Here is a 12,524-nt window from a genome sequence, read left to right on the forward strand (position 1 = left end):
TAATCATGAACCGCGCGTCTGGCCAGACGTGAGCAACGCTCATGTAAGCCGGATCACGCCGCCGATGAACGGGCGTCCGCCGGGCCGATCTCGGGAGTGCGGAGCAGGGTGTTGCCGCCCACGCCGATGCCCACCGCCAGCAGCGCGGCCACGAAGGAGAACGCGTAGGAGTTGGACGCCCCGAACGAGTCGGTGAGCCGCCCCCCGGCCCACGCGCCGATCGCCACGCCGAACCCGACGGCGGTCGAGATCCAGGACATCCCCTCGGTCAGCAGGTGCGCGGGCACCAGCCGCTCGATCAGCGCGTAGCCCGTGATGATCGTCGGCGAGATGGCCAGACCGGCGAAGAACAGGGCGACGGCCATGATCCGCGTGTCGCCGATGAGCAGGATCGGGGTCAGCCCGACGGCGAACACCCCGAGGCCCCGCACGAAGCGGTGGCGCAGCGAGATCCGCCACTGGCGGAAGCCGTACCAGAGGCCGGAGACCATGCTGCCGGCGGCGAAGGACCCGAGCAGCAGGCCCGAGGCGGCCTTGGCGCCGTTGTCCTCGGCGAACGCCACCGTGATCAGGTCCACCGAGCCGAACACCGCGCCCATCGCCAGGAACACGCAGGACAGCAGCGCGACGCCCGGGATCGTGATGGGGCTGCCCGACTGCGACGCGCCCGGCCGCGCGGGCGGCTCGGTCCGCCGCTGGAGGGCGAAGGCCACGGTGCCGATGATCGTGCAGACCAGCGCGAGGATCAGCCCGGCGTAGAGGTTGACCATGGTCGTGAGCCCGGTCACCAGCGCCGGCCCCGCGACGAAGATCACCTCGTCCGCCACGGACTCGAAGGAGAACGCCGTGTGGAGCCGGGCCGACCCGCCCAGCAGGTGGGACCAGCGGGCGCGGACCATCGAGCCGAGCGAGGTGGCGGCCCCGCCGACCACCACACCCGAGGCGAACAGCGTCCACATGGGGGCCCCGTACTGGGCGCAGAGCATCATCGTGACCAGCGCGGCGCCGTGCAGGACGACGAACGGGATGAGTACTCTTGACTGGCCCAACCTGTCCACCAGCCGTCCCGACAGCGGGGCGGCGACCGCGTAGGCCACGGCGACGGTCGCCGAGATCGCTCCGGCGGTCGCGTACGAGCCGGTGAGGGCCGAGATGAGAAGGACGATGCCGATCCCGAGCATCGACATCGGCATACGCCCGACGAAACCGGCGATGACGAAGCCTTTGGTGCCGGGCATGCTGAAGAGCCCTCGATACGGCCCGACCACGATCTCGCCCCTTTCGCGCACCCCCGGTGCGCGTCGAACAGTCCCTTTGTACCCTTGCGCACCATTCGCGGATGCAGCAAGTGATTTTTCGGCAACGTACACGAAACAGGATTCGTGGGTTTAACGTGGGTCTAGTGTCCCATCGTCTCCGGCTCGTGCCGCCGCGCGCCGTCATGGCGGGGCTCGCCATCCTCACCGCCCTCGGCTCGGTGGCCGGCAGCGCGTTCCTGATCCTCCACCAGCCGGCCGCGGACGCTCCCGAGGCGGCGGGCACACCCCTCTCGGACGTCCGTGACCTCACCGCGCCGGTGTCCCCCTTCCCGGTGCTCGCCTCGGCGCCGTCCCCCTCCCCGTCCCAGGCGCCCTCCCCCGGTGCGGACGGCCCCGTCGCGCCCACGCCGCCCCGGCTGATCGCCGTCGCGCGCGAGCAGGTCGGTGAGGCGACCCTGCGGGAGATCGCCGCGCTGAAGGACGTGACGAAGGTGGCCGTGGCCGACGGGGGAGCGGTCCGCTTCTCCGCCGCCACGCTGAACCTCCTCGCCGTCGACCCGGCCGAGTACCGCCCGTGGGCGCCGAAGGCCATCGCGGGCGAGCCCGAGGTGTGGGACGCGCTGGCGCGCGGCGAGTTCATCGCCGAGTCCAAGACGGCCGGGCACTACAGGCTGCAGCTCGGCGGCGAGTACGAGGCGGGCGGCGGCTCCCGGCTCCGCGTCGCCGCGTCCGCGCCGTTCGGCCTCCCGGGCGTCGACGGGCTGGTCACCAAGGAGGTCGGCCGGGGCCTCGGCCTGGTGCCCGGCGTGGCCGTCCTCGTCCACACCCCCGCGAGCAAGGCCGCCTCTGTGGGCTCCCGGATCAAGCGGCTGCTGGGCCCGGGCGCGCAGGTCGTGGTGATCGGCGCGCGCCGCGCGGTGACCTCGCCCCCGCCGGCGGCCCGGCCTGACACGACCCTGCCCCCGGTGGCCGGGCGGCCGGGCACCTCACTGGTCGGACGGCCCGGCAGCTACCTCGACCTCTACAAGCTCTCCGCGGGCGTCTGCCCCGGCCTCTCGTGGACCGTGCTCGCGGCGATCGGGCAGGTCGAGAGCGGCCACGGGCGCAACAACGGCCCCTCGTCGGCGGGCGCGCTCGGCCCGATGCAGTTCATGCCCGCCACCTGGAAGGCGTACGGGGTCGACGGCGACGGGGACGGCAAGGCCGACATCTGGAGCCCGTACGACGCGGTGCCGTCCGCCGCTCGCTACCTGTGCGCCAACGGCGGCGGCCTCGGCGGGGCGAAGCTCCGCTCGGCGGTCTACCGCTACAACCACTCGTGGGACTACGTGAACAAGGTGCTCGGCATCGCCGATTCCTACGCCCGCGCCTACGCCTGAGGGCGGCGGCGGGGCGCGGGGCAGCAGGTGGCGGCGGCACAGGGCAGCAGCGGCTCCGGCTCGTCGAGCAGCTCGCGCACCATGGACACGAACCGCGGATGGGTGCCCGCCGTGGCGGCCCGGGTGAGGTGCATGCCCAGCTCGCGCGCGACGCCCGCGGCCTCGGTGTCGAGGTCGTAGACGACCTCCATGTGGTCGGAGACGAACCCGATGGGCACCAGCACCACGGCCCGCGTGCCCGAGGCGCGCAGCGCCGCCAGGTGGTCGCACACGTCGGGCTCCAGCCACGGGACCTGCGGCGGCCCGCTGCGGCTCTGCCACACCAGATCCCACGGCCGGTCGCCCGCCACCAGCGTGGCGGCGGCGCGGAGCTGGGCCTCGTATGCCCCGCCGGACGGCCCGGAGGAGGCGGCCATGGACGTCGGGATGCTGTGGGCGGTGAACACCAGCCGGGCCTGGTCGCGGTGCTCCTCGGGGAGCCGGTCGAGCGCCTCGCGGGTGTGGTCGGCCATGGCGGCGATGAAGCCGGGATGGTCGAAGTAGTGACGCAGCCGTACGATCTCGGGCGCGCCGGGCACCTCCGCGCGGGCCTGGGCGATGTCGTCGAGATACTGACGGCAGCTCGAATAGGAGCTGTAGGCCGCGGTGATGAACGCCGCCGACCGCGTGACGCCGTCGGCCGCCATCTTCCGCAGCGTGTCCGCCAGGAAGGGATGCCAGTTGCGGTTGCCCCAGTAGATCGGGATGTCGACCTCGGGCCGCAGGGCCGTGATCAGGTCGCGGCACTGCTGATTGATCGGGCTCACCCCGCCGACGCCCTGGTAGTGGGCCTCGACCTCGAGCAGGCGCTCACGGGGCACGCCCCTGCCGCGGACGACGTTTTCCAGGAACGGCATAACGTCTTCGGGCTTCTCGGGGCCGCCGAAGGAGACGACCAGCAACGCGTCGTAACGTGCCATGCCACCATCCAACCGCATCCCAGGGACGGCGGGCTCTAGGGGCGGGCGAGCGGGTGGGGGTAGGTTCGGAGAAGTGAGCCTCTTTAAGGACATTCGCGAATTTGTCGGTGTGCCGCGCCTGTTGTCGCTGCGGCTCTCTCCGGACGGGTCCCGATTGGTCTCCGTCGTCCAGTCGCTCAACCCCGACGGGAAGTCGTACGGCACCTCGATCTGGGAGGTGCCCACCGAGCCAGGAGGCGAGGCGCACCGCCTGACCCGCTCGGCCAAGGGGGAGACCGGCGCGCGGTTCGCCCCGGACGGCGACCTGCTGTTCGTGTCGCGGCGCCCCGACCCGACGGTCAAGGACCAGCCCGAGGACGAGGTCCCCGCGCTGTGGGTGCTCCCGGCCAGGGGCGGCGAGGCCCGCAAGCTGGCCGAGAGACCCGGAGGCGTCGGAGGGCTCGAAGTGGGCGGCGACACGGTCGTCTTCGCCGCCGACGTGCTCGCCGGAGACGCGGCCACCGAGGCGGACCGGCGCAAGTCCAGGAAGGAGAGCGGGACCAGCGCGATCCTCCACGAGGGATACCCGATCCGCTTCTGGGACCACGATCTCGGTCCGGGCCAGACGCGGCTGTTCGCCGCCGGTCTCCCCGGTCTCACCGAGCCCCGCGATCTCACCCCCGAGCCGGGTGGCGCCCTGACCGAGGCGCCGTTCGCGGTCACCCCCGACGGCTCGACGGTCGTCACCACGTGGACGGTGCCGCTGCCCGCCGGGCGGTCGCGTACCGATCTGGTGGCGATCGACGCCGCGACCGGGGAGCGGCGCGTCCTCGCCTCCTCCGGCGAGCACGACTTCTCCGGCCCGATGGAGATCTCCCCGGACGGTTCCAAGGTCGCCTGCTGGCGCGAGCTGCACGCCACCGAGGAGCGGGCCGTCGAGTTCGCGCTGTGGATCGCCGACCTCGCCACCGGTGAGGGGTCCGCGCTCACCGCCGATCTCGCCCCGTCGGCCACCGTGTGGGCGGCCGACTCGCGGTCGGTGTACGTGGTGGCCGACGACCGAGGCCGCCGCCCGATCTTCCAGGTGGGCCTCACGGGCGACCTGGTACGGCTGACGCCGGGCGACGACGCCTTCATCGAGCCCTGCCCCTCGCCCGACGGCCGCTACCTGTACGCGCTGCGCAGCTCGGTCGCGGGCCCCGCCGTCCCCGTGCGCATCGCCCTCGAGAGCGGCGAGATCACCGAGCTGCCCTCGCCCGCGCCCGCGGTGGAGATCCCGGGGACGCTCACCGAGGTGTCCACGGTCGCCGACGACGGAGTGGAGATCAGGGGCTGGCTCGTGCTGCCCCCCGGCGCCTCGGCGGGCAACCCGGCCCCGCTGCTGCTGTGGATCCACGGCGGGCCGCTCGCGAGCTGGACCGACTGGTCGTGGCGGTGGAACCCGTGGATCATGGCAGAGCACGGCTACGCCGTCCTCATGCCGGACCCGTGCCTGTCCACCGGCTACGGGCAGCAGATGATCCAGCGCGGCTGGGGCGACTGGGGCCCCCGCACGCACGCCGACCTGATGGCGATCACCGACGCGTGCGTGGCCAGGCCCGACATCGACGCCGGGCGCACGGGCGTCATGGGCGGCTCGTTCGGCGGTTACATGGCCAACTGGGTCGCAGGGCACACCGACCGGTTCCGCGCGGTCGTCACCCACGCGTCCCTGTGGAACCTCGACCAGTTCGCCGGCACCACCGACTCGGCGCTTTACTGGCAGCGGGAGTTCGGGGCCCCGGGTTCCGACCGCTACCGGCTGCTGTCGCCCCACCACTCGCTCGACGAGATCAGGACGCCGATGCTCGTCATCCACGGCGACAAGGACTACCGCGTGCCGATCGGCGAGGCCCTGCGGCTCTGGTGGGACCTGCGGAGATCGTCGGTCGAGTCCAAGTTCCTGTACTTCCCCGACGAGAACCACTGGATCCTCAAGCCGGGCAATGTGATCGCCTGGTACGAGACGGTCCTGGCCTTCCTGGCGCAGCACGTCCTCGGCGAGCAGTGGAAGCGCCCGGAGTCGGTGGCATGACGGACTTTCTGGACCTGGCGGTGGGCATCGCCCGCGAGGCGGGCGAGATGCTGGTCGCCAAGCGCCCGGCGCGCCCGGAGGCGGTGGAGACCAAGTCCAGCCGGACCGACGTGGTGACCGCGCTGGACCGGGCCTCCGAGGAACTGATCAGGAGCCGCGTCAGGGCCGCCAGGCCCGGCGATGCGATCCTCGGCGAGGAGGGCGGCGAGACCGGAGGCGAGGTGACCGGAGAGGGCCGCGTCCGCTGGGTCGTCGACCCGATCGACGGCACCGTCAACTTCATGTACGGCCTGCCCGACTGGGCGGTGAGCATCGCCGTGGAGGTCGACGGCGAGGTCGTCGCGGGCGTGGTCAACGTGGTGCCGCGCGGCGAGCTGTTCGCCGCGGAGAAGGGCGGCGGGGCGGAACTGCTCAGGGAAGGCCTCCCGGCCATGCCGCTGCGCTGCAACGCCGCGGTGCCCCTGTCGCAGGCTCTGATCGCCACCGGCTTCGGCTACCAGCCCGGACGGCGGGCGGTGCAGGCGGAGGTGCTCACCCACGTGCTGCCGAAGGTGCGCGACATCCGCAGGGGCGGGTCCTGCGCGTCCGATCTCTGCTCGGTGGCGGCCGGGCGGGTGGACGGCTACTACGAGCGGGGCCCGGAGTACTGGGACTTCGCGGCGGGCGGCCTGATCGCGGCCGAGGCGGGGGCGGTGATCGGCGGCCTCGGCGGCCGGCCGTACAACCCCGGCATGACGGTGTGCGCGCCCCCGGGCCTGTTCGAGGAGCTCCAGGACCTCCTGACGCCCCTGGACCCGGAGCGCGACGCCTAGGGCGGCCCGGACATGACGAGGGGCCCACCCGGTGGACGGGCGGGCCCCTGATGTCGTTGAAGGAGGGTCAGCAGTGCTGGATGGAGACGCCGTTGTCGACGGCGATCCGGCGTAGATCCTCTATCTCCGCGCAGAGAGTGTCGGCGAGGAAGTCGTCGCCACTGGTGCGTGCCTCCTGGAGACCCTTGTAGGCCTGGTCGAGCCGATTTTCGATCGTGGTGGTGAACTCGCCCATCTCACCTTCTTTCTCGAGGGGCGAAGGAGCAGTCGTGCCACGTACAGCCTGGGGAGAGCACAGAATCTTCCCCGGCGGTGCGAGTGGGTCTTGCGGGTCTACCCACCCGGCTGTCTCCCTTAAACCACGAATGCCGGATGTCTGGAGTGTGCTTTATGTCACCTGTCCGCCGCACTGTCGGCGAGTGCTTACCATGCGCTTAAGCCAAATGTGGCAACAATGAGCCTGCGAGCTGTACTGCCTGGACGGGCGCCACGCGCGTCGCCAGGGGCGGTTGTACAGGACTGGTCGCGCCAGGTCCGGACTACAGGAGGTGCCAGGGGCCGTGCGGGTGCTTGTGGTGGAAGATGAGCGGGTGCTCGCGGACGCGATCGCGACGGGGCTCCGCCGCGAGGCGATGGCCGTGGACGTGGCGTACGACGGCGCCGGCGCGCTGGAGCGCACGGGGTACATCGACTACGACGTGGTCGTGCTCGACCGCGACCTGCCGAAGATCCACGGTGACGAGGTCTGCAGGCGGCTCGTGGCGCAGCGCACGGCCACGCGCATCCTGATGCTGACCGCCTCGGGCGAGGTGGACGACAAGGTCGAGGGCCTTGAGCTGGGCGCCGACGACTACCTCGCCAAGCCGTTCGCCTTCATGGAGCTCGTGGCGCGCGTGCGGGCGCTCGGCCGGCGGTCGGCTCCCGCGCTGCCGCCCGTGCTGGAGCGCGCGGGCATCCGCCTCGACCCGGGCAAGCGCCTGGTGACCAGGGAGGACAACGAGATCGCGCTCACCAAGAAGGAGTTCGCCGTCCTCGAGGAGCTGATGCGGGCCGAGGGGGCCGTGGTCAGCCAGGAGGACCTGCTGGACAAGGCGTGGGACGAGAACATCGACCCGTTCACCAACGTGGTGCGGGTCACGATGATGACCCTGCGCAAGAAGCTAGGCGACCCGGCGGTGATCGAGACCGTGCCAGGAGTGGGATACAAGCTGTGAGCGCGGAACGCGACGGGGCGGCCGGGCGGCCGACCTTCTCCTCGCCCCAGCCGGTCATCGTTCCACCGGGCTCCCCGTTGCCTCCGGGCGCGGAGGAGTCGTCCGGTTCGCCGGGGGCCGGGGCGCTGTCGGTCCGGGCGGGAGAGTCGTCGCGAGGGCCGGAGGCCGAGCGCCCGGCCCCGGACGTCTGGAGAAGTGAGCAGCCGACCGTCGAGAGCACGCGCTGGTCGTTCCGCCCGCGGACCTCGCCACCCCCGCCGAATGGACCTCCCGCCTGGGACGGCCCGCCGCCGGTCGCCTCCAACCCCGTCCCGCAGGACCTGATCGCCCAGCTGAAGCGGATCACCGGGCGGATGAGCATCCGGGTACGGCTCACGCTGACCTACGGCGCCCTGTTCTTCGTGGCGGGAGCGCTTCTGCTGTTCGTGATCTACTCCTTCGTGGGCGGCGCCATCAGCCAGGCGTGGCCCGAGTTCCCCATCTATGACGAGTGGCCCGCGCAGGTGGTGATCCAGGTCCAGCAGCAGTGGGACCACTACCGGCAGTCCACGATCGCCGCCGCGCAGACCCACGTCCTGCACCGGTCGCTGCTGGCGCTCGGAGGGGTGGGAATCCTCGCGCTGATCCTGGGCTACTTCGTGGCCGACCGGGCGCTGCGGCCGGTCCAGAAGATGACCGCCACCGCACGCCGGCTGTCGGAGACCTCGCTCGCCCACGATCGCATCGACCTCCAGGGCCCGGACGACGAGCTGAAGGAGCTGGCCGACACTTTCGACGCCATGCTCACCCGCCTCAACCGCGCCTTCGACGCCCAGCGGCGGTTCGTCGACAACGCCTCCCACGAGCTGCGCACCCCGCTGGCGATCAACCGCACCGTGCTGGAGGTCGCCCTAGGTGATCCACACGCCTCGGAGGACCTGAGGGTGCTGGGCCGTACGCTGCTCGGCACGAACGCCAGGAACGAGCACCTGATCGAGGGCCTGCTGCTGCTCGCCCGTAGCGAACGCGAGCTGGCGGTGCGCAAGCCCGTCGATCTCCAGGACGTCGGGCAGGCGGTGGTGGAGCAGCACGCGTCCTTCGCCGAGGAGACCAAGGTCACCGTGCACGTCGATCTCCGCCCCGCCCCCACGGTGGGGGACCCGGTGCTGGTGGAGCGACTGGTGGCCAACCTCGTGGAGAATGCGATCAAGCACAACCTTCCCGAGTCCGGTGAGGTCTGGCTGCGCACGGGAATGGTGGACGGCACTCCCGTTGTTCAGGTGGCCAACACTGGGCCGCACGTGCCCGCGTACGAGGTGGACGACCTGTTCGAACCGTTCAGGCGCCTCAACTCCGACCGCGTGGAATCCGCGCGCGGCGCAGGGCTCGGGCTGTCCATCGTGCGCGCGGTGGTCCGCGCCCATCAGGGGATCGTCAAGGCGGTCCCACGGGAAGGCGGGGGGCTCGTGATGACGGTGCGACTTCCGGCGGGTTGATACGGCGGGGGGCGTCTCGTTCACGCCAGACATGTGGTTGGATGTGCCGTCGAACACGATGGGTCCTGTGGCCAATGCTTAGGTTTTCGCCATATTTGGCTAACCGGGCGGCGAAGGCGGCAAGGCCCTCACGTGTTAGGAGGTTCATCGACCGTTCTGACGGGGTACCGATTGCAAAATTCCCCGAGAGATACGGGCACAAGATGGACCGCCCAGACGTTACAGACGCGCGACGCGCAAGCCATAGATGAGGGGGATGAATACGCAAATGGCCACCGATTACGACAGCCCGCGCAAGACAGACGACGACCTGAGTGAGGACAGCCTCCAGGAGCTCCAGGCCCGGCGGACCGACAAGTCCTCCGGGAGCATCGACATCGACGAGACCGATCTCGCCGAGTCGCTCGAGCTGCCGGGTGCTGATCTGTCGAACGAGGAGCTGTCACTCCGGGTGATTCCCAGGCAGGCGGACGAGTTCACATGCTCGCGCTGCTTCCTGGTGCATCACCGCAGTCAGCTCGCCTCTGACAAGGGCGGGCAGCAGATCTGCCGCGAATGTGCCGCCTGAGACTCTGGGAGGGTCCGTGACATCAGGAGCGGATCGATCATCGCAGGACCAGCCGGGGCGGCCCGCGTTGCCCGGGCCCGCGACCGACGCCAACGCCGAGGTCGTCGAGCTCGTCGGCAAGCTGTCCGACGCGGGTGACATGGATGGGGCCGAGCGGCGGAGGCTGCTCGGCCGCCTCAGTACGGCGCTGGTCACGGCCAGGAAGCGGGCGCGCGCGTCCGGCGCCGGACGGGGCCGCTGGCTCGCGGACGTGTTCGCGTCCATCGCGCCGCGCCTTCCCATCCGTGACCTCGCGGCACTTCAGGAGCATCACTACGGTCTGACCGGCGAGCAGCTCGCCGACGATCTCGTCCGCACCGCCAGCAAGGCCACGATGGCGGTAGGGGCGATCGGCGGAGCCCTGGCGGCCGCGGAGTTCGCGGCGCCGCCGCTCCTGCTCTCCGCGCCCGCCCAGCTCGTGGCCGAGACCCTCGTGGTCGCCGCGATCGAGGTCAAGCTCCTCGCCGAGCTGCACGAGGTGTACGGGGTGCAGGTGCAGGGCTCGGGGAGCCAGCGGGCCATGGCCTTCTCGGTCGCCTGGTCCAGGCAGCGGGGCGTCGACCCGCTGTCACCGGCCTCGGTGCAGCTGGCACTCGGGGCCGCCGCGAAGGCCGGGTTACGCAAGCGGCTGCTGCGCACCATGGGCCGTCACCTGACCACTCTGGGCCCGTTCCTGACCGGCGCCGTCGCCGGGGGAGCGCTCAACCGGATCGCGACCAAGCGCCTGGCCGAGACGGTGCGCGCCGACCTGCGACGCCAGCGGGCACTGCCACCCCCACGCTGATACCTTTTCCTCCCTTTTACGAGCTATTTGTCCGATTTGGCTGGCCCGGTAGGCCGCCCGGACGGAAACCCGCATACTCCATAGCCGGAGGCCCTGTACAGAGCGCCGCGTCCGATTTCGTAAGGTGGTCCTAAACCGATCACGAGGGAGGACGTGTGCGCAGCTCATTCCTGATCGTCGCGAACCGGTTGCCTGTGGACAGGACCATCACAGCCGACGGCACAGCGTCATGGCGGCGCAGTCCCGGCGGGCTGGTGACGGCGATCGCGCCCGTGATGCAGCGCCGTGACGGCGCGTGGCTGGGCTGGCACGGAGCTCCCAGCGAGGAGCTCAAGCCCTTCGAGCACGACGGCATGAACCTCATCCCCGTACCCCTCTCCGCCAACGAGGTCGAGCTCTACTACGAGGGCTTCTCCAACGCGACCCTTTGGCCCCTCTACCACGACGTCGTCGCCACGCCGATCTACTCCCGGGTGCTCTGGGACGCCTACCGCGCGGTCAACGAGCGGTTCGCCAGGGCCGCCGCCGACATCGCCGCCGAGAACGCCGTCGTCTGGGTGCAGGACTACCAGCTCCAGCTCGTCCCCGCGATGCTGAGGGCGCTGCGCCCCGACCTGAAGATCGGATTCTTCCTCCACATCCCCTTCCCGCCGGCCGAGCTGTTCTGGCAGCTCCCGTGGCGGCGCGAGATCCTCGAAGGCCTGCTCGGCGCCGACCTGGTGGGCTTCCAGCGGCCCGGTGGCGCCTCCAACTTCATCCGGCTCTGCCGCCGCCAGCTCGGCCTGCAGAACCAGCGCTCGGAGATCGTCGTCGGCGACCGCACGGTGCGCGCCGAGGCGTTCCCGATCTCGGTCGACTTCGGCGAGCTGGACAACCTCGTACGGGAACCGCACATCCTCGCCCGCGCGAAGGAGATCCGCGCCGAGCTTGGCGAGCCCGAGCACGTCCTGCTCGGCGTCGACCGGCTCGACTACACCAAGGGCATCGGCCAGCGCCTCAAGGCCTTCGGGGAGCTGCTCGCGGACAAGACGGTCAGCCCGGGGGAGGCGGTGTTCGTCCAGATCGCCACCCCGAGCAGGGAGCGCGTCGAGGAGTACCGCCACCTGCGCGACGACATCGAGCTGCGCGTCGGGCGGATCAACGGGCAGCACGGAGTGCTCGGTGTGCCCCCGGTGAACTACTTCCACCAGTCCTACGACCGCGAAGAGCTGGCCGCCCTCTACTGCGCGGCCGACGTCATGGTGGTGACGCCGCTGCGCGACGGCATGAACCTCGTCGCCAAGGAGTACGTCGCCTGCCGGCACGACCTGCGCGGCGCGCTGGTGCTCAGCGAGTTCGCCGGGGCGGCCGACGAGCTGAAACACGCCTTCCTCGTCAACCCCTACGACGTGGAGGGGCTCAAGCGGCAGATGGTCGCCGCCATGCGGGCCACGCCCCACGAGCTGTCCCGCCGGATGCGCTCGATGCGCCGCCGGGTGGCCACCTACGACGTCGACCGGTGGGCCGGGGAGTTCCTCGCCGCCCTCGAACGCTGACCGCATGACCCTCGCCGTCGCCGGTCACGAAAGAGTGGCCGGCACGGCACGGGAACGGCCCCGAAGGGACGGCCCGGGCTAGGACTTGACGGCCCGCTCGACCTTGCCGGGGACGGCCTTCCACGCCTGGTACCTCTTGTGGGCGGTGCGGGTGGCCACGATGCGGGCGACCTCCATGCCGACGCCCAGCACCACGGCGAAGCCGATCGCCTCGGCCAGGCTGGTCTCCAGCGAGTTGGGGTCGGCCGGGGGCTTCTTGCCCGTGGTCTTCTGCCAGCCGAACTCGATGGCCTTGCGGGCGCCGAATCCCACGCCGAGCGCCACCACCGCGCCGATCAGCCGCCAGGCCATGTCCGGCTTCTCGGTGTCATTCGATTTGGCCATGACTTCTCCCCTCGTCGATCTAGCTGAACCCTAGTCCCTCGTGCCGGTCGGCACCGCGACGCC

At 71.0% G+C, this 12,524-nt stretch carries 12 protein-coding genes; 8 read left to right on the forward strand and 4 right to left on the reverse strand.

Translation table 11 applies throughout. The features are described from left to right. Positions 1 to 53 precede the first annotated feature (53 nt). Entirely contained in the window at positions 54 to 1,238 is a 1,185-nt protein-coding gene (locus tag ACOZ38_RS12230) for an MFS transporter (protein ID WP_424530462.1), read from the reverse strand. Between the two features lie 164 nt (positions 1,239 to 1,402). Here ACOZ38_RS12230 and ACOZ38_RS12235 point away from each other — a divergent pair, with 164 nt between their 5' ends. Next, entirely contained in the window at positions 1,403 to 2,638 is a 1,236-nt protein-coding gene (locus tag ACOZ38_RS12235) for a lytic transglycosylase domain-containing protein (protein WP_424530464.1), read from the forward strand. Here the strand turns inward: ACOZ38_RS12235 and ACOZ38_RS12240 are convergent. Continuing rightward, positions 2,629 to 3,597 (reverse strand): ferrochelatase, encoded by a 969-nt coding sequence (locus ACOZ38_RS12240; RefSeq protein ID WP_424530465.1) that lies wholly within the window; start codon positions 3,595 to 3,597, stop codon positions 2,629 to 2,631. The genes ACOZ38_RS12235 and ACOZ38_RS12240 overlap by 10 nt on opposite strands. Before the next feature lie 73 nt (positions 3,598 to 3,670). On the opposite strand from ACOZ38_RS12240, the gene ACOZ38_RS12245 reads away from it, so the two are divergent. Both ACOZ38_RS12245 and ACOZ38_RS12250 read left to right on the forward strand, forming a co-directional pair. Then, positions 3,671 to 5,650, forward strand: a complete 1,980-nt coding sequence (locus ACOZ38_RS12245; protein ID WP_424530467.1) for a S9 family peptidase — start codon at positions 3,671 to 3,673, stop codon at positions 5,648 to 5,650. Further along, positions 5,647 to 6,462, forward strand: a complete 816-nt coding sequence (locus tag ACOZ38_RS12250; RefSeq protein WP_424530469.1) for an inositol monophosphatase family protein — start codon at positions 5,647 to 5,649, stop codon at positions 6,460 to 6,462. Before ACOZ38_RS12245 ends, ACOZ38_RS12250 begins: the two co-directional genes overlap by 4 nt. A 67-nt stretch (positions 6,463 to 6,529) precedes the next feature. Here ACOZ38_RS12250 and ACOZ38_RS12255 read toward each other — a convergent pair whose 3' ends face one another. Continuing rightward, positions 6,530 to 6,697, reverse strand: coding sequence for a hypothetical protein (locus tag ACOZ38_RS12255; protein WP_358561898.1), 168 nt, complete (start codon positions 6,695 to 6,697; stop codon positions 6,530 to 6,532). Between the two features lie 325 nt (positions 6,698 to 7,022). On the opposite strand from ACOZ38_RS12255, the gene ACOZ38_RS12260 reads away from it, so the two are divergent. From ACOZ38_RS12260 to ACOZ38_RS12280, 5 genes are all read left to right on the forward strand, one after another. Next, positions 7,023 to 7,676, forward strand: coding sequence for a response regulator transcription factor (locus ACOZ38_RS12260; RefSeq protein WP_363914629.1), 654 nt, complete (start codon positions 7,023 to 7,025; stop codon positions 7,674 to 7,676). Beyond that, positions 7,673 to 9,151, forward strand: coding sequence for a sensor histidine kinase (locus ACOZ38_RS12265; protein WP_424530471.1), 1,479 nt, complete (start codon positions 7,673 to 7,675; stop codon positions 9,149 to 9,151). Before ACOZ38_RS12260 ends, ACOZ38_RS12265 begins: the two co-directional genes overlap by 4 nt. Positions 9,152 to 9,419: 268 nt before the next feature. Continuing rightward, positions 9,420 to 9,719: a DUF4193 domain-containing protein gene (locus ACOZ38_RS12270; RefSeq protein ID WP_114029376.1), complete on the forward strand. Its 300-nt coding sequence runs from the start codon at positions 9,420 to 9,422 to the stop codon at positions 9,717 to 9,719. Positions 9,720 to 9,735: 16 nt separating this feature from the next. Beyond that, positions 9,736 to 10,542, forward strand: a complete 807-nt coding sequence (locus tag ACOZ38_RS12275; RefSeq protein ID WP_424530473.1) for a hypothetical protein — start codon at positions 9,736 to 9,738, stop codon at positions 10,540 to 10,542. 155 nt (positions 10,543 to 10,697) lie between these two features. Next, positions 10,698 to 12,077, forward strand: a complete 1,380-nt coding sequence (locus ACOZ38_RS12280) for an alpha,alpha-trehalose-phosphate synthase (UDP-forming) (protein WP_424530474.1) — start codon at positions 10,698 to 10,700, stop codon at positions 12,075 to 12,077. Between the two features lie 78 nt (positions 12,078 to 12,155). Here ACOZ38_RS12280 and ACOZ38_RS12285 read toward each other — a convergent pair whose 3' ends face one another. After that, on the reverse strand, positions 12,156 to 12,461 hold the full coding sequence (locus ACOZ38_RS12285) for a DUF4235 domain-containing protein (RefSeq protein ID WP_424530476.1): 306 nt from the start codon (positions 12,459 to 12,461) through the stop codon (positions 12,156 to 12,158). Positions 12,462 to 12,524: the final 63 nt, after the last annotated feature.

Source organism: Sphaerisporangium viridialbum (assembly GCF_049674955.1).
Lineage (GTDB): Bacteria > Actinomycetota > Actinomycetes > Streptosporangiales > Streptosporangiaceae > Sphaerisporangium > Sphaerisporangium viridialbum.